This is a genomic window from Nitrosomonas oligotropha (assembly GCF_009833085.1).
In the GTDB taxonomy this organism is placed as follows: domain Bacteria; phylum Pseudomonadota; class Gammaproteobacteria; order Burkholderiales; family Nitrosomonadaceae; genus Nitrosomonas; species Nitrosomonas oligotropha.
In genome coordinates, this window is sequence record NZ_QRBZ01000010.1 from 1 (window position 1) to 16,470 (window position 16,470).

Annotated in this window: 17 protein-coding genes; 10 read left to right on the plus strand and 7 right to left on the minus strand. The window is 48.9% G+C overall.

What is annotated here, in order from left to right; genetic code table 11:
• Positions 1–149: 149 nt before the first annotated feature.
• A complete protein-coding gene (locus ABD07_RS03675; protein WP_108699242.1) occupies positions 150–542 on the minus strand; it encodes a hypothetical protein in 393 nt (130 codons plus the stop codon).
• A 419-nt stretch (positions 543–961) separates the two neighbouring features.
• On the opposite strand from ABD07_RS03675, the gene iscR reads away from it, so the two are divergent.
• The 8 genes from iscR to ABD07_RS03715 all read left to right on the plus strand — a co-directional run bounded on the left by iscR (position 962) and on the right by ABD07_RS03715 (position 8,010).
• Complete coding sequence (gene iscR, locus ABD07_RS03680; protein WP_108699241.1) at positions 962–1,423, plus strand: Fe-S cluster assembly transcriptional regulator IscR; 462 nt, start codon at positions 962–964, stop codon at positions 1,421–1,423.
• Positions 1,424–1,607: 184 nt separating this feature from the next.
• A complete protein-coding gene (locus ABD07_RS03685) occupies positions 1,608–1,949 on the plus strand; it encodes a HesB/IscA family protein (RefSeq protein ID WP_160817169.1) in 342 nt (113 codons plus the stop codon).
• Between the two features lie 120 nt (positions 1,950–2,069).
• Positions 2,070–3,506 (plus strand): Fe-S cluster assembly protein SufB, encoded by a 1,437-nt coding sequence (gene sufB, locus ABD07_RS03690; RefSeq protein WP_160817170.1) that lies wholly within the window; start codon positions 2,070–2,072, stop codon positions 3,504–3,506.
• Positions 3,503–4,297 (plus strand): Fe-S cluster assembly ATPase SufC, encoded by a 795-nt coding sequence (sufC, locus tag ABD07_RS03695; protein ID WP_160817171.1) that lies wholly within the window; start codon positions 3,503–3,505, stop codon positions 4,295–4,297. Before sufB ends, sufC begins: the two co-directional genes overlap by 4 nt.
• On the plus strand, positions 4,294–5,601 hold the full coding sequence (sufD, locus tag ABD07_RS03700) for a Fe-S cluster assembly protein SufD (RefSeq protein WP_160817172.1): 1,308 nt from the start codon (positions 4,294–4,296) through the stop codon (positions 5,599–5,601). The genes sufC and sufD overlap by 4 nt, the downstream gene beginning before the upstream one ends.
• On the plus strand, positions 5,598–6,857 hold the full coding sequence (locus tag ABD07_RS03705) for a cysteine desulfurase (RefSeq protein WP_160817173.1): 1,260 nt from the start codon (positions 5,598–5,600) through the stop codon (positions 6,855–6,857). Before sufD ends, ABD07_RS03705 begins: the two co-directional genes overlap by 4 nt.
• Positions 6,857–7,336, plus strand: coding sequence for a Fe-S cluster assembly sulfur transfer protein SufU (gene sufU / locus ABD07_RS03710; protein WP_160817174.1), 480 nt, complete (start codon positions 6,857–6,859; stop codon positions 7,334–7,336). The genes ABD07_RS03705 and sufU overlap by 1 nt, the downstream gene beginning before the upstream one ends.
• A 113-nt stretch (positions 7,337–7,449) precedes the next feature.
• Positions 7,450–8,010, plus strand: coding sequence for a NifU family protein (locus tag ABD07_RS03715; RefSeq protein WP_108699234.1), 561 nt, complete (start codon positions 7,450–7,452; stop codon positions 8,008–8,010).
• Between the two features lie 60 nt (positions 8,011–8,070).
• Here ABD07_RS03715 and ABD07_RS03720 read toward each other — a convergent pair whose 3' ends face one another.
• From ABD07_RS03720 to ABD07_RS03735, 4 genes are all read right to left on the minus strand, one after another.
• Positions 8,071–8,634, minus strand: a complete 564-nt coding sequence (locus tag ABD07_RS03720; protein ID WP_108699233.1) for an elongation factor P — start codon at positions 8,632–8,634, stop codon at positions 8,071–8,073.
• Between the two features lie 81 nt (positions 8,635–8,715).
• On the minus strand, positions 8,716–9,852 hold the full coding sequence (earP, locus tag ABD07_RS03725; RefSeq protein WP_160817175.1) for an elongation factor P maturation arginine rhamnosyltransferase EarP: 1,137 nt from the start codon (positions 9,850–9,852) through the stop codon (positions 8,716–8,718).
• Between the two features lie 88 nt (positions 9,853–9,940).
• Complete coding sequence (locus ABD07_RS03730) at positions 9,941–10,714, minus strand: DUF4126 family protein (protein WP_160817176.1); 774 nt, start codon at positions 10,712–10,714, stop codon at positions 9,941–9,943.
• Positions 10,715–10,762: 48 nt separating this feature from the next.
• Entirely contained in the window at positions 10,763–11,203 is a 441-nt protein-coding gene (locus ABD07_RS03735; RefSeq protein WP_160817177.1) for a universal stress protein, read from the minus strand.
• A gap of 342 nt (positions 11,204–11,545) precedes the next feature.
• On the opposite strand from ABD07_RS03735, the gene ABD07_RS03740 reads away from it, so the two are divergent.
• Positions 11,546–12,376 carry an SH3 domain-containing protein gene (locus ABD07_RS03740; RefSeq protein ID WP_160817178.1) on the plus strand — a complete coding sequence of 277 codons (831 nt, stop codon included), beginning with the start codon at positions 11,546–11,548 and terminating at the stop codon, positions 12,374–12,376.
• Between the two features lie 119 nt (positions 12,377–12,495).
• Here ABD07_RS03740 and ABD07_RS03745 read toward each other — a convergent pair whose 3' ends face one another.
• Both ABD07_RS03745 and ABD07_RS03750 read right to left on the minus strand, forming a co-directional pair.
• On the minus strand, positions 12,496–14,160 hold the full coding sequence (locus ABD07_RS03745) for a sensor domain-containing diguanylate cyclase (protein ID WP_240142400.1): 1,665 nt from the start codon (positions 14,158–14,160) through the stop codon (positions 12,496–12,498).
• Positions 14,161–14,186: 26 nt separating this feature from the next.
• Positions 14,187–14,612, minus strand: a complete 426-nt coding sequence (locus ABD07_RS03750) for a group III truncated hemoglobin (RefSeq protein WP_108699228.1) — start codon at positions 14,610–14,612, stop codon at positions 14,187–14,189.
• Positions 14,613–14,831: 219 nt separating this feature from the next.
• Between ABD07_RS03750 and ABD07_RS03755 the strand changes: the two genes are divergently transcribed.
• Positions 14,832–16,442: an NAD-dependent malic enzyme gene (locus tag ABD07_RS03755; protein WP_160817179.1), complete on the plus strand. Its 1,611-nt coding sequence runs from the start codon at positions 14,832–14,834 to the stop codon at positions 16,440–16,442.
• The last annotated feature ends 28 nt before the right edge of the window (positions 16,443–16,470 follow it).

The window sequence follows — 16,470 nt, forward strand, 5'->3', positions numbered from 1 at the left end:
TCGTACTGCGCAAAGATAATGCTTACTAGTGTCAGAAAATTCGATATGACAAAGTCATCGGATGACGAAATACGATAAAGAATCTTTGAAAGACAACATTCAAACTGAAAAGGGCCAGCCGTTTTAGCTGGCCCTCCCCACCACTTATCTTATACAAAAATAGCAGTCAGTTTCGTCAGCAATCCATTGAATATGGGTTGGAATACACCCAAGAAATTATTCAACTGCAGCACCCCGACAATGAGGATCATTAAGCCGCCGGCAACTATGCCATATTTGAGGCCTCGTGCGAAATTGGCCGATGCTGGCGCGCGCGTGTATGTCTGATTGGAAAACGCCAAAAATATTTTTAGTATCCCCAGTAACACACCCGTGGCAATACAGCCTAGAAATAGATGCAGCGCACAGAACACTCGCTTGGTCAGATTCTCGTCAGCGAACTCAAGGCTTGAGAAGCGAAGACAAACAATAATCACAAAGAGCAAAATGAGGGAGTTCCAAAAACCTCCGAATCTCATTCTAAACTCGCTTTCCATACTCATATTCCTCTCCCTCTTAACAAAATAATTTAAAGATTATCCAAACTTATAAAACTATCAAAAACGATCATGAATTCATGTACTCGACGTCAGCAACAATAGCGTATGCATGTACAAATACCGATCACTCTTTTTTATCTTTCAGGTCATATTAGAGCTCGATGATTATAGCTAAATTAATTCTATTTGTTGTCTCACCCAATAACAAATTTATTCAACCACTCATCTCTTATATATCATGCAGTTAGCCATTTATTGAAAACGCATTCCCAAAGAATCCCCGCAAGCTTTGCACAAAAAAGATTTATAGTTGACTAAATCAATCGGGTATTGTATAGTTGACTATATTGATCAAGTATTATTTAACAACTAACAACTGATTTATAACCATCAACCCATCCGATTCTTACAAGGAGTCAATCATGAGATTAACAACGAAAGGAAGATTTGCAGTAACTGCACTATTAGATCTTGCTTTACAACAAAGCAATCACCCCGTAACGCTAGCTGACATCAGTCAGCGGCAAAAAATCTCACTCTCGTATTTGGAACAGCTGTTCGCAAAATTGCGCCAATCTGAGCTTGTGGATAGTGTCCGTGGTCCCGGGGGCGGTTACTGTCTGGCGAAAGATCTGGACAAAGTTTCGGTAGCCGATATCATTCTCGCTGTCGATGAGCCTATTGATGCGACCCAATGTGGCGGTAAAGAAAATTGCCATAACGACGGAAAGTGCATGACACATGATTTATGGGCAAAACTGAACGAACTGATTTTCGAATATCTTGGCGCGGTAACACTTAAAGAACTGGTTGATAATCAAATTAATCAACAAGGTGACACCATTATGCCGCTCCTTGATATGCGTGAATCAACCGCTGCGTAAATTGAAACCAGTTGATCTAAGCACTCAATTTGCCAAGAGATCACAATACTTTACAGAACATTTTAATTGAATCCGTGTCCAATTTTCCGGTAACTTCGCTGATATCTGAAGCCCGTTTAGTAGCGCAGAATTCATAACACAAAAGTATCGTGCCCTGATTCTAAATTGAGAAAATTGAACTGTTATGCCAATCACATTAACTGAAAATGCCGCGAAACATGTGCGGCAACAACTTGCAAAACGGGGTAAAGGTTTTGCTCTGCGCGTCGGAATCAAAAAATCCGGCTGTTCGGGCTTTGCTTATACCTTTGATTATGCCGATGAGATCAATTCGGATGATCAATTATTCGAATCTTATGAAGCTAAGGTGGTTGTAGATACAAACAGTTTGCCTTATCTGGATGGGTCGCACATTGATTTTGCCAAAGAAGGTCTTAATTACTCTTTCAAATTTATCAATCCTAATATTGATAATACCTGCGGCTGCGGCGATAGTTTCAGTGTTAAAGAATCTGCTAAGATTTAAGCAATAACAACTTCAATTACAATGTATTCTCAATTTGCGAATTAACCAAGCCAGCTACCGGCAATTTAAGATTCAAAGCGATCTGTTTCAAACAAAAGATACTAAAAAGGAATAAACCAAATGAGTGCAGTATTGCAAAGTCTGGTTAATCAACCGTATAAACATGGCTTCGTTACCGATATTGAGTCCGATATCGCCCCTAAGGGATTAAATGAAGAAATAATCCGGTTAATATCGACTAAAAAAAATGAACCCGAGTGGCTTTTGTCATTCCGTCTGAAAGCCTATGAAAAATGGCTGACCATGAGCGAACCCGAATGGCAGAATGTGCACTATCCAAAAATCGATTTCCAGGATATCAGCTACTATTCGGCACCGAAGCCGAAGAAAAAACTGGCCAGCATGGACGAAGTCGATCCCGAATTATTACGCACATTTGAAAAACTCGGCGTGCCGATGCACGAACGCGCCGCACTGGCCGGTGTCGCTGTCGATGTGATATTTGATAGTGTTTCTGTGGCCACTACTTACAAGCAGAAACTGGCGGAAGTCGGCATTATTTTCTGTTCCATCTCGGAAGCAGTACATACTCACCCTGAGCTTATTCAGAAATACCTGGGGTCTGTCGTTCCGGTCGGCGACAATTACTTTGCGGCTTTGAATTCCGCGGTATTCACCGATGGTTCTTTCTGCTTCATTCCGAAAGGCGTCAAATGCCCCATGGACTTATCCACCTATTTCCGCACCAATACGGAAGGTTCCGGGCAATTTGAGAGAACGCTGATCATCGCCGAGGAAGGCGCATCCGTTTCCTATTTGGAAGGCTGCACCGCTCCACGCTTCGACACGAATCAACTGCATGCCGCTGTTGTTGAGCTGATCGCATTGGATAATGCGGATATTAAGTATTCAACGGTACAAAATTGGTATGCCGGTGATGAAAACGGTGTCGGCGGCATCTATAACTTTGTCACGAAACGAGGACTGGCCAAAGGCGTCAATTCGCGGATTTCCTGGACTCAAGTGGAAACCGGCTCTGCTATCACATGGAAATATCCCTCCTGCATTTTGCGCGGCGATAACTCCGTCGGCGAGTTTTATTCGGTGGCCGTCACAAACAATTATCAACAGGCCGATACCGGCACCAAAATGATTCATATTGGAAAAAACACCCGTAGCACCATCGTCAGCAAAGGCATCACCGCAGGTCACTCCAATAGCAGCTACCGCGGACTGGTGCGGATCGCACCAACTGCGGAAGGTGCGCGCAACTATTCGCAATGCGACTCCATGCTGATCGGTGATCAATGTGGCGCGCATACGTTTCCGTATATTCAAGTGCACAATAACAGCGCCAAGGTTGAGCATGAAGCTTCCACGTCAAAAATCGGTGAAGATCAGCTCTTTTATTTTTCACAACGCGGCATTGACGCCGAAGAAGCTGTCTCAATGATTATCAATGGTTTCTGCAAAGATGTATTTCAGCAATTACCGATGGAATTCGCGGTTGAAGCCACCAAGCTTCTGAGCTTCAAACTGGAGGGCAGTGTCGGATGATTATTGCAAATAGTCCCACCATCCTTTCGGTGCAAGGCCTGCGCGCCAGCATCAACGGCACTGAAATTCTCAAGGGGATTGATCTCACGGTCAGAAGCGGTGAAATACATGCCATCATGGGCCTGAATGGATCGGGTAAAAGCACTTTTGCCAAAGTGCTGGCTGGTCATTCCGCATATGAAGTCACCGGTGGATCGATTCAATTTGAAGATAAAAACTTATTGGAATTACCACCCGAGGAACGCGCCCGCGCTGGATTATTTCTCGCTTTTCAATATCCCATTGAAATTCCAGGCGTAGCCAATACGCAATTCCTCCGCCTTGCCTACAATACGGTGCAAACGCAACGCGGCAAAGAAGAATTGGATCCGCTCGAATTCGATGATTTTGTGCGCGAGAAAATGAAATTGCTGGAAATGAAGCCTGATTTCCTCGATCGCAGTGTCAATGAAGGCTTTTCCGGCGGCGAAAAGAAACGTAACGAAATCTTGCAGATGGCGTTACTGGAACCCAGATTGAGCATATTGGATGAAACCGATTCGGGTCTCGATATCGATGCGCTCAAAATCGTCGCCAATGGCGTCAACCGGATCACCAACAAAGACAATGCAACGATTCTGGTAACCCATTATCAGCGCTTATTGGATTATATCGTGCCCGATTTTGTGCACGTCATGCAGGCAGGCCGCATTGTCATGACCGGCGGCAAGGAGCTCGCATTGGAATTGGAAACGCGCGGTTATGACTGGATCACTGCAAACAAACAACCGGCTGCCGGAGTTAGCGCATGAGTGAAGCGATCAGTACCAGTTACTTGGAATGCCTGCTGAAGTCCTGGCAGGCGAAACCAGCTGAATCGCGCGCTTGGCTGAATCAATTGCGTGCCCGGGCCATCGATTGCGTCAGTACACAGAAACTGCCGACCAAGCGCGATGAGGAATGGCGCTTCACGGATATTTCGCCGCTCACCGCTCTGCCCTACCGGCCATCTCAGCCAGATTCAACCCTGAAAATAGAAGACGTTCAGCATTTGTTTCTGGACGATGCCAAAAACCGCCTGGTGTTTGTTGACGGCCACTTCTCACAATCATTGTCGGCCATCGCCGAACCCGCGGCACTCATCGCTGGTAATTTACCGGCCTTGTTATCCGCACATGCATCGATCCTGGAATCTCATGTGGGTCACTACGTGCCATTTGATCACAATGTGTTTGCCGCATTGAATACTGCTTTTCTGCAGGATGGCGCTGTCGTCATCGTGCCCAAAAATACTGTCGTTGCCGAACCGGTTCATCTGTTGTTCATTGCAACACAACACGAAGTCACCAGTTACCCGCGTTGCTTGTTAATCGGCGAAGCGGGCAGCCATATTACATTGATTGAGGATTACGTCGCGCTTCAACAAGCGGCTTACATTACCAATTCAGTCACGGAAATCAGTCTGGCCGGTAACGCGCACGCCAAACATATTCGCGTGCAGCGCGAAAGCGCAAAAGCATTTCATTTGGCGAATTGTGCGGTATCGCTCGCCCATGCCAGCAATTATCAGTCGGTCAGCATTACGCTGGGATCGCAGATTTCCCGCTATAACCTGGATGTGCGTTTAACCGATGAAGCGGCTGAATGCACCATAGACGGATTGACTTTGATATCGGATCGCCAGCTGGCCGATACGCATACTTGTATCGATCATGCCAAACCGAATGGCACCAGCCATCAACAGCACAAGTGCATCGCCGATGACGCGGCGCACGCTGTGTTTAATGGAAAAATCATCGTGCGCCCTCAGGCGCAACGCACCAACTCTTCGCAATCCAGCCGTAACTTATTGCTGAGTAAAACAGCACAAGTGGATACCAAGCCGCAGCTGGAGATTTTTGCCGATGATGTGAAATGCTCGCACGGCGCAACAGTCGGGCAACTCGATCAGGAAGAAATTTTTTATTTGCGCAGCCGGGGTTTATCAGAAACGGCCGCACGCAATTTATTAACGTATGCCTTTGGCGCCGAAATTATCAGCCGCATCCCTGTTTCCTCGCTCAGGCAGCAACTCGAGCAAGCGGTACTCGATCAGACACAGAGTAACCCATCATGACGCCAGTGAACGCCTCATTGAAATCTGACGTTTCTTCCAGCCCTGATTGGGAAAAGATCCGTGCCGATTTTCCGATTCTGCAACTCAAGATTGAAGGCAAGCCCTTGGCTTACCTTGACAATGCGGCATCCAGTCAAATGCCGCAACAGGTGATTGATCGTCTGGTGCGCTATCAGACGACGCAACACGCCAACATCAACCGTGCCGTTCATTATTTATCCGAAGTCGCCACGCTGGAGTATCACAACGCGCGTTGCAAGTTGCAGCAATTCATCAACGCACGCGAAGACCGGGAAGTCATTTTCACCAGCGGCACGACGGATTCCATTAACCTGGTGATGCATGGTTACGGCCGGAAATTTATCAAAGCAGGCGATGAAATCATTCTGACCACATTGGAGCATCACTCCAACATCGTGCCGTGGCAAATGCTGGCTAACGAGAAAGGTGCAACAATCCGTGTTGTTCCGATCAATGACAAGGGCGAATTGGACATTGATGAATATGAGAAACTATTTAACGAACGCACCAAGTTTGTCGGCCTGATCCACGTATCAAACGCACTCGGCACGATCAATCCGATCAAAGGAATGATCGACTTCGCGCATCGGCACGGTGTCCCGGTATTGATTGACGGTGCGCAGGCAGCCCCGCATATCACCATCGACGTGCAAGCGCTCGATTGCGATTTTTACACCTTTTCCGCTCATAAACTGTGCGGCCCGACCGGTATCGGTATTCTCTACGGCAAAGCGGCCTTGCTTGAAGCAATGCAACCCTTTAAAGGCGGCGGCGATATGATCACTTCCGTCACATTTGAAAAAACGATCTACAACACCATTCCGCACAAATTCGAGGCTGGCACGCCGCCCATCGCTGCCGCCATCGGTTTCGGCGCAGCCGTTGACTATTTAACGGCGATCGGTATCGAACAAATCGCCGCTTATGAATTAGGACTGCTGGAGTATGCCACGGCGTGCCTCAATGACATTCCCGGGGTCAGGATTATCGGCACCGCCGCGGAGAAAACTGCGGTCATCTCCTTCGCCATCGACGGAATTCATCCGCATGATATCGGCACCATCCTGAATCAGGACGGCGTTGCAGTGCGCACCGGACATCACTGCGCCCAGCCCGTCATGCAACGCTTTAATGTACCGGCCACTTCCCGCGCCTCATTTGCTTTTTATAATAAGAAAACAGAAGTCGATGCTTTGGTGGCGGGCATTAAAACTGTCCAAAAGATTTTTTTATAATGCATACCAATTCACTGTATCAAGAGGTCATCCTTGACCATAACCGGAAACCGCGTAACTACGGCAAGCTGGATCATGCCAGTCATCATGCCACCGGGCATAATCCGCTCTGTGGCGACCGCCTGGATATTACGCTGCAACTGGAAGATGATCAGATCAATAGCATCGCGTTTCAAGGCGAATCCTGCGCCATCTGCAAAGCATCCGCTTCGATGATGACTGCGGCGGTCAAGGGAAAATCGCGCGCGAACGCGGAAACATTGATTCATGAATTCCGTGAACTGGCGACCGGAAAACTGGATACCAATCAACCGCATCATCTGGGCCGGTTGACTGTTTTTTCCGGTATACGGGATCTGCCGACACGGGTCAAATGCGCCATTCTACCGTGGCATACATTACATGCCGCGTTGAATTCGCTCGACAGCGCATCGACTGAAGCGGACGATTCCGCGCCAGCGATGCCGAATCATTCTTAATGTAACAAAACAACGTTCAACACCAGGTTCGTATGCTATGGATTCGATCTCATATTGCGGCCCTGTATAACTTCATCGATTAACCGCTGGATTCAATATTACCACCCATCAAAATGCCAAAAATTGCTGATATTGAAGGTACGCCAAATAAAAACGCCTTGAAGTTTATCCTCAAGGAACCACTGACATGGGGTGTTGCACGCTCGTACGATAACGCCGAAGCGGCCAAGGACGATCCGCTGGCCTCCGCGCTATTCGATATCGATCATGTCACGAATGTTTTTTACATCGATCACTGGATCACCGTCACTCAAGACGGAGATGCCAATTGGCAGGATCTGGCGCGCGAAATCGCCGACCCGATCCGCGCAGCGCCGGCTGCCACGGCGCAATCGGCCGAAACCGTAGCGGCTGCTAGTAATGCACTCGCCGACTTAAGTCCTGAAGATCAATTGCGTTTGGAGAAAATCAATGTCCTGCTGGACGAAGAAGTGCGCCCGTACTTACAGCACGACGGCGGCGATTTGCATATCCTGGCACTGGAAGGCAATATTTTGCGCATTCATTATCAAGGCGCATGCGGCACGTGCCCCAGCTCGATATCCGGCACCCTGAGAGGGATCGAGAATATGCTGAAAACGCTTGAACCGGATATTCAGGTAATCGCCAGTTAGCACCCCAATAAAAAAGGTGACCTCAGTCACCTTTTTTATTGTGTAGATCACAGTGATCGATCAAACACGCTTTCTGAATTCGTTATTGTGTGGATCAATTTCGATCTTGTCGCCAATTTCCACAAAACCGGGAACTTGGATTTCATAACTTGTTCCCAGGAGCCGGGCCGGTTTCATGATTTTTCCGGTGGTATCGCCCCGCACCGCAGGTTCGGTATATTCCACTTCACGCACAATCGTGTTCGGTAATTCAACAGAAATCGCTTTGCCATCGTAGAAAGTGACCTGACAAACATCTTCCATTCCATCGATCAGATAATTCAGGACATCCGGCATATTGTCCGCTTCCACTTCGATCTGATTGTAATCGGCATCCATGAAAACATAGAGTGGATCGGCATAGTAGCTGTAGGTACAGTCTTTTCTATCGAGAACGACCAAATCAAATTTTTCATCCGCTTTGTAAACCGTTTCCGTCGTGGTGCTGGAAAACAAATTTTTCAGCTTCATTTTAACCACAGATGCGTTACGGCCAGATTTCGTAAATTCTGCTCGCTGCACAACCATAGGGTCATTACCAACCATGACGACGTTACCTGAGCGTAATTCCATTGCGGTTTTCATATTTCTGTCAGTTCCAAAATTAAGTTATAAGCAAAGTTGATGTTATGTTGCAGCGCCAACATCGGATTCAAAAACGGCGAATTATAGCTGATTTTCAACAAACTGCACCAGACCGGATACTAAATCATCCTGCTCAAGCAATTGTTTAACCCATTCTTTATTATGCTGCATCAGAGACTCACGCAATGCCAAGAAGTTCACCCATGCGGGAGCATTTAATGCCTTTCCGCCATTCCAGCAGAACCACATTTCCCGCACCGCGGTGGCCATTTCCGGCGGCATGCCTACAGTGTACAGATCAAGAAACGCCTCCAGCTTTTTCCAGTGCGCACCTTCCGCCTGCGGATAAATATTCCAGATAAAAGGGTTGCTTGCCCACTGCGCACGGACAAAAGAATCTTCACCGCGCACAAAATTGATGTCGCAGCTCCACAGCAACCGGTCGTAATCGTTTTGCGCCATGAACGGAATGATCTGCACGGTTAACTGCTGATGTTTGATTAATGATTCATTGGGCGAGGCAACATGACTTAAGATTGCCGCGATGCGATCCGCCACACGCCCCTGCGGCACAATCAGCAAAACCGGGCTTGAAGATTCTGACAAAAGCCCGATCAAGTTCTCAACCGGTGCTGTGTCGTAACAAAACAGCGCAATGCGGATCTCACCGGACCGGCGCTCATACAGGCCTTTTTGATCCAGAAACGCTTGCTCCGCAGCAATATCAAAAACCTCTCTTTGCGCCAATAAATTCTTTTCCCGCAACAATCCGCCTGTACCCGGCACAAATCCAGGGAAAAAGAATGTCTTGGTTAGAGGAAAACGCGGATGCGGTGAAGGCAGACGGTGATATTGCGCAACCCAGGGCTCGGCGCTGAGATAGTCCAGATTGATCCAAACGGGTTGCTTGTTCTTGCGCGCCATCGCGGCGATATAGATATCAGGCAGCTCACAAGCGAATGCTTCAATCACCACATCGGCCGGTTCAACTTCCGGGAATGCCTTCTGCCATTGACAGATTTCAACAGCTTGCACGTTCTGCTGTTGAATTTCCGGATTCACATCCGGTGCAATGCAGGAAAAACACCGTAAATCATCGACCCATAACCGCACCATCTGGTTATGATCCTGGGTGAGCTGCTTTGCCAGACGCCAACACACGCCGATATCGCCAAAGTTATCGACAACCGTGCAAAAAATATCCCAGCGGCGTTGCATAAGACTCCGGGTTATAAAAACACGCTTCCGGCACGCATTGATAAAGGTGTTACGCTATTTTGCACAACACTGCCAAGACAGGATGAGCTCAATGGTTACCTTCGTTCAGAATTTTTTCCTTCTGCTGTTCAAATTCCTGTTCCGTCAGAGCCCCTTGGTCGCGCAGTTGTTGTAACCGTTCCAATGCCGACAAGTGACGATGTCTCTGCACGGGAATGCCGGTGTCTAATTCAGCGGAGGCAACCGGCCCGGCTTTTACCAAGCCAAGAAATTTTCCTATTTTGGCGAGCACCACTTTGATCAAGTACCATAACTTCGGCAGTAACCAAATGGCAATACCGATAAAAATGGCCAGCAGGATGAGAAAGATTTCCGGGTGCCTCACTGCAGTCCACATGCCTGAGAACACCATAAAATCCCCCGTGAGCGAGGCTGACCAGTTGGTAAAAGGTTCGGGCGAGGTATTGATCAACAACCTTGTTCCTGCTTTGGTTGCATGACTTGTAGCAGCCAAGCTGCCTCCCAGAATACCCGCTGCAATCTCAAGCGCCGGTGTCACATCGCCGACCGCGCCAGCCGCCAGCATGGCGCCAGCCGGAATACGCACGAACGTCTGAATGGAATCCCAAGCGGAATCCATTCCGGGTATTTTGTCGATAAAAAATTCAATGAAATACATCACGGCTGCGGCGCCGATCACCAACGGATCTTCCAATACCGTCAGCTCGGCTGGCAAGTCGATATGACCGGTCGAACCGCCCCAGCCCAGCACCAGCAGAACCGCATACAGATTGATGCCGCTCGCCCAGGAAACACCCATCATCAAGGCGATTGTCGTGAGTAATGCTTCGTAATTTTCCATAATCTGATTTTCTTAATGATTACCTAAGCTTATTCTTAATAGTGCAGATCAGCCGCCACGGATCAGAAGGATCGGGATATCCGCCGTGCGCACGACCCCTTCGGCCACACTGCCCAGCAGCATACGGCTAAAACCGGACCGGCCGTGGGTCCCTACAATGATCAGATCCGCTTGCGCATTTTTCGCTTCGGCGGTAATCACATGAGCGACTCGCTCTCCATTGGCTTCGAGTAACTTTGTCTCCACCGGCACCCCGGCTTGCTTCAATTTCATCTGTGCTTCGGCAAGCATTTTCTCGCCGCTGTGTTTCAACGAATCCACCAGTTCGGCATAATTGAGATAATTCTCTTCATCAAAATACCCGATTTCCTCCAGTACATGCACCACTTCCACCCGTGCCTTGTGCTGTTGCGCAAATTTAATCGCCTCGGTCACTGCGCGCCCGGATGTTGCACTGCCGTCAACCGGCACTAAAATTCTCTGATACATAACACCCCCGTAAAAGTAGTAATATATTCAGGAGCTTTAGCAAAATGAAAAAGTTTGCACACAGCCTGGATATGGACAGTATCGCATTGTATTTTGAAACCATAAAAATGCATACAGCGAATTTCTTTCTCCCAGTATGTCGAACACCTGGAAAACCGGCCGATTCTTCAGTACACTTGATTTTGGTAGCTTTTGCGTTCTTTATGAATGCTTGATTTACCGGATTATCAAATAATCAACTGAGAATCTTATTTTTCTCGTATCCACTGAAACCCATCGCATTTTATTATTCGTAGCCAGAACCGGTACGGATACGGCGATAAAATCTACCGGGAAGATAGTATGCTGAATCAGTCAGAATTACAGAACAATAAGACGATAAAGTTTTGGTTTCATGCACCATCGCCGCATCTTTATAGAAAGGCTGATTCATTATCGAATCTACCGATTGTTATCATTATTGCCCTGAATTTTGCCGGATGCGCTTCCCAGGAGCAGCTTCCCGCGCCGGTTATTGAAACAGCGCCCGTCACTTCTTCACAGGAAGAAAATCTGCGCAAGGAAGTTGCCCGCCTGGAAAAATTGCTGGCGGAAAAAGACGAATTAATCAAGAACCAGCAGATACGCCAGCAAAATCAGGCGCAAGTGCTGCGGGAAGTCAACAAGGAAGCAACCCGGGCACAAGTAAAGCTGCACAGACTCGCAACCAAACCCGGCACGGCTTCTGCCATCGCGGAAACCGAGGTGGCGCTGGCCAATCTGAAACAAACGAAAGTTTCTCCAGCGGACCAAGTGCTGCAAATTCAGGCCAAGCATTTGGTCGATACCGCTTCAGTGCTATTTGCCAAGGATCAGTATGCCTCGGCCATGAATTATATTACCCAGGCCAAGCAATTAATCAGTTCGATCACAACCCCAAATCACAAAAAAACAACCGATGAAAATAACTCACTGCTGGAATTTCATACACCGATAAAACTGCACACCAAAGCAAACATCAATTTACGCAAACTGCCAAGCGCAAAGTCGCAATTACTGGCCACATTGAAAAAGAATACCGTGGTTATAGCGAATGCCAGTCAGGGTTCATGGCTACGCGTTAAAGTCGACGAGAAACAAGGCTGGGTTCTCAATACCGGTCTTGAGGCGGGCAAAAACAACCAACCTTATTAGCAGCCCGTTGAGAAACATTCCGAGGGGTAATGCCGGCAAGAAAGCGCAGTTTAGGCGTGATGATGCAGATAAGTTTGCTGCTAACACCGCAGCCGCAACGCAAAACGTTTTTCAGCGCGCTATGTGACCGGATCGGATTTAGGCTGTACGCAATACACTCGGTCGCGCCCCGAGCGCTTGGCTTCATACAACGCACCGTCGACCCTGGATAACAAAATGGTCAGCGATACATCTTCCGGTTCGCTTTGAATGACGCCGATACTGAGCGTTACTTTGAGTGTCTTGTTGATCGTGCCGCAATGCACGTTTGCCGCATGCGCCCGGATGCGCTCCGCTGTCTTCAGCGCCTCACTGATCGCGGTATCCGCCAGAATGATAATGAATTCGTCGCCGCCGAAACGGGCTGCAAAATCGACGTTACGGATCGATTGCGAGATCTTTTTTGCGATCCCTGCAATGATTTCATCGCCGGCGACATGGCCGAGACTATCGTTCAATGTTTTGAAATGATCGACATCGATCATCAGGACCGAAAACGGACGCTTGTTCCGCTCGTACCGCGCCAGCTGGTCATTGATGATGGCATTCAGTTTATTGCGGTTAAACAATCCCGTCAGGCTGTCGGTAACCGACAGCGTTTCCAAGAGCGCATTCTTTTGCTGCATGGCGGCGCTCGCTTCATCGATTTTCGCTTGATCCAGACGCAATTGATTTGTCATCTGATTGAACATCTGCGTCAGCTGCCCGAGCTCATTGCGCTGTGTACTCGTCAGTTCAACGTTAAGATCGCCTTGCACAATTTTCCCGGTGGCGTCGATCAATCTTCGCAATGGAACGACAATCGCATGACTCATTTGGAAAGCGATAGCGGCGACCACCAGGATGATGATACTGATCAGACCAACGAATAAATTGCGCTGCTGTTCCCAAAACGCATAGATCAATTGATGACTTCTGGTTGCAATAATAGTAATCAGCGGTTTTTCCGACACATACGCCAGACCGGCCACTTTTTCCTGCCGTGGCCCCTGGAATATCTCGTATTCTCCCGGATTATTGCGCAACCGCTCTATTACGACGGGATCAAGCGACACCGGGTTTTCCGGATTGACAATTGCGGCATCGCTGGCCAGCATGACGTTGCCATCCTTGTCCAGGAGCAGAACATCGCCAGGCGGCGATTTGATCTTATCCTTTAAATTTGACTGTATATCGCGCAAATCAAACGTCACGATCAGCGCGCCCAAAATAAAATCGTCCACCGACAATATGGGCACCGCGATGCTCAGTACGGCCGTTGCATAATCCGCATTCCACTGCGGTGGCCCGACGACTTCTCCTTGACTCGACGCGTCTTGCGGCCAATTCGGCGAAAGCGTGACCGGGAAAGGCGATTCCACGTTGCTCGCGAGTATTCCCCCTTCCACATCGACCACCGTTAATTCCAGAACGGTTTCCAGCCGCTTATGCACGGATTGCAGGTACAGTTCCAGTCCCTTGCGCTGCACTTTGAGTTTGTTTTTCCGCGCTTTGGCTTGATTGTCTCTCGACAATCCCTCGATCAGAATTTTCGATGTCGCCAGTTCCCGGACCGTAAGAACCTGCTCCTTGATCCACAGCTCCAGTTCCCGGCTGGCATAATTGGCCAAAGCACGCAACTCGCGGGTGACATTCTCGTTGATCATCGTTTCGTTTTGTTGAAACGACAAAATACCCAATCCCAGTGAAGGAATCAGTGTGGCCAGAATGGAAAAAACGATAATCTTGCTTTTGATGCTTCTCAAGATCAATCCCGCAAGGTTATTGAGAACTATGCTGTATGAAGTGCAACCGGCTGTTTATCCGGGTAATTACTCATCTGATAACCCTGCCACAAGCGGCCTGCGATGAACGTCGCAATGGCATTGGCCTGCTGTTGCAGGTTCGGATTGCCCAGTTCCCCGGTTGTCTCTTTGAACAGTTGCAACCAGCGTTCAAACAAAGCCGCATTGAGATCGGGCAAGGCAATATGCTTAGGCATCGGCGCGCCGCGGAACCGGCTGGTGCCGCGCAATTGCGCCGACCAGAAATTGATCATCTGCACAAAATGCGCATCCCAATCGATGACATGCGCCTCGAAAATGGGTCCCAGCCCGGGATCTTTCCGGGCTTTTGCGTAAAATGTATGAACCAGGTTTGCTATTTCTTCTTCAGTATATAAACTAGGATCCGGCATTGGAAATGGCGATTGACTCATAATGTATTGAAATTACCTCAGTGCTGATTAGAAAGAATTAATCCATGGCTGGGATGGATTGTAACTGTGTTCCGCAGATACCATTGTCAAGCGTATCTGATGATGGAAACTAGTTTATCTTCGGTTTTCCGGATTGTCCAACTTTGCAGCAAATTAAGCGGTTTTGTAGCGCACCAGCCATGGCAAACCCCGCCGGCTATTAGGGAGATAGGGATCAAAATGAAAAATTTATACGGCAAAGCGTTGTTGGTCGATCCGGGACTCACAAAATCAACGGCATTTACGCGGGAAGAGCGCGAGCGGTTCGGTTTGCGGGGATTACTGCCCTATGAAGTGGGCAGCATACACAAACAAATCGAACGCGTCTTAGGCAGTATGCGCTGCAAAAGCAGTGACATAGAAAAATATATCTTTCTCAATGCCTTGCTGGAACGCAACCAGCGGCTTTTTTACCGCACCATGATCGACCACATCGAAGAAATCATGCCGTTGGTCTACACCCCCACGGTCGGCGAAGCCTGCAAAGAATTTGCGCACATCTTCAGAAAACCGCAGGGATTCTATATCACTCCTGAGGATCGCGGAGAAATCGCCACGATTCTGAAAAATTGGCCGGAAGAAGATATACGCGTCATTGTCGTGACGGATGGAGAGCGCATCCTCGGTTTGGGCGATTTGGGCGCGAATGGCATGGGCATACCGATCGGCAAGGTTGCTTTGTACGTCGCCTGCGCCGGGATTCATCCGGCGCAATGCATGCCGGTCATGCTCGATGTCGGCACGAATAACGTAGCATTACGCGAAGATCCGCTTTACCTGGGTTATCCCCATCCCCGCATTGACGCTGCAACCTACCGTGCGCTGGTCGACGAATTCGTCCAGGCCGTGCAATTACGTTTCCCCAATGCCGTCATACAATTCGAGGATTTCCTGACACCGCACGCGTTTGAATTTCTGGAACGCTACAGCGGACAAGTGCGCTGCTTCAACGACGATATCCAGGGCACTGCCGCCGTGACGCTGGCAGGCATTTACACCTCATGCCGCATTACCGGAAAGAAATTCGCCGATTTGAACATCATGTTTCTCGGTACCGGATCGGCCGCCAGCGGAACCGCCGAATTGGTTGTGGATGCGTTCGTCAAAGCCGGTCTCAGCGAAGCAGAAGCGCGAAAACGGTTGTGGTTCATCGACCGGAAAGGATTAATAACCACAGCGAACGACAACATCAAGCCGCGCATCAAACCTTTCATTCAAGCACATGCGGCGTGCAGTTTTGCCGATGCCATCGGCGGGATCAAGCCGGATGTGTTAATTGGCGCAACCGGTGTGGCCGGTACGTTCAACGAAACGATTGTCCGCAAGATGGCGGCGGTGAATGAACGCCCGGTGATCATCGCCCTATCGAACCCGACCTCGCATACCGAATGCACCGCGGAACAAGCTTATCAGTGGAGCGACGGGCGAGTCATTTTCGCCAGCGGCAGCCCGTTTGACCCGGTGCGCTATAGAGATACCGTTTTCAAACCGGCGCAGGGAAACAACGCCTATATTTTTCCGGGCATCGGCCTGGGTGTCACCGCCAGCGCTGCGCGGCTGGTGACTCAGAGCATGTTTCTGACCGCCGCCGAGGTGCTGGCAAATACGGTAACTGATTCGGAAATCGGCAATGGCGCAGTGTATCCGGCATTGACCCGGGTACGCGACGTATCGCTCGCAATTGCGGCCGCCGTGTGCCGGGTGGCCATGAATGAAGGATTGGCGGAAGCGGCGTTACCGGAAGATTTGAACGGCTATATCCGGTCGCTGATGTACGAGCCGGATTACTAAAACCGGTGCATTACCGTTGCACCGCTAC

What these genes read in the sequence shown, in the direction of transcription:
- iscR (WP_108699241.1), top strand. Translation starts at nt 962, where the DNA reads ATGAGATTAACAACGAAAGGAAGATTTGCAGTAACTGCACTATTAGAT.
- ABD07_RS03755 (WP_160817179.1), top strand. Translation starts at nt 14,832, where the DNA reads ATGAAAAATTTATACGGCAAAGCGTTGTTGGTCGATCCGGGACTCACA.
- ABD07_RS03715 (WP_108699234.1), top strand. Translation starts at nt 7,450, where the DNA reads ATGCCAAAAATTGCTGATATTGAAGGTACGCCAAATAAAAACGCCTTG.
- ABD07_RS03735 (WP_160817177.1), bottom strand. Translation starts at nt 11,203, where the DNA reads ATGTATCAGAGAATTTTAGTGCCGGTTGACGGCAGTGCAACATCCGGG.
- ABD07_RS03740 (WP_160817178.1), top strand. Translation starts at nt 11,546, where the DNA reads ATGCTGAATCAGTCAGAATTACAGAACAATAAGACGATAAAGTTTTGG.
- ABD07_RS03675 (WP_108699242.1), bottom strand. Translation starts at nt 542, where the DNA reads ATGAGTATGGAAAGCGAGTTTAGAATGAGATTCGGAGGTTTTTGGAAC.
- sufU (WP_160817174.1), top strand. Translation starts at nt 6,857, where the DNA reads ATGCATACCAATTCACTGTATCAAGAGGTCATCCTTGACCATAACCGG.
- ABD07_RS03685 (WP_160817169.1), top strand. Translation starts at nt 1,608, where the DNA reads ATGCCAATCACATTAACTGAAAATGCCGCGAAACATGTGCGGCAACAA.
- sufC (WP_160817171.1), top strand. Translation starts at nt 3,503, where the DNA reads ATGATTATTGCAAATAGTCCCACCATCCTTTCGGTGCAAGGCCTGCGC.
- ABD07_RS03730 (WP_160817176.1), bottom strand. Translation starts at nt 10,714, where the DNA reads ATGGAAAATTACGAAGCATTACTCACGACAATCGCCTTGATGATGGGT.
- earP (WP_160817175.1), bottom strand. Translation starts at nt 9,852, where the DNA reads ATGCAACGCCGCTGGGATATTTTTTGCACGGTTGTCGATAACTTTGGC.
- sufB (WP_160817170.1), top strand. Translation starts at nt 2,070, where the DNA reads ATGAGTGCAGTATTGCAAAGTCTGGTTAATCAACCGTATAAACATGGC.
- ABD07_RS03750 (WP_108699228.1), bottom strand. Translation starts at nt 14,612, where the DNA reads ATGAGTCAATCGCCATTTCCAATGCCGGATCCTAGTTTATATACTGAA.
- ABD07_RS03720 (WP_108699233.1), bottom strand. Translation starts at nt 8,634, where the DNA reads ATGAAAACCGCAATGGAATTACGCTCAGGTAACGTCGTCATGGTTGGT.
- sufD (WP_160817172.1), top strand. Translation starts at nt 4,294, where the DNA reads ATGAGTGAAGCGATCAGTACCAGTTACTTGGAATGCCTGCTGAAGTCC.
- ABD07_RS03705 (WP_160817173.1), top strand. Translation starts at nt 5,598, where the DNA reads ATGACGCCAGTGAACGCCTCATTGAAATCTGACGTTTCTTCCAGCCCT.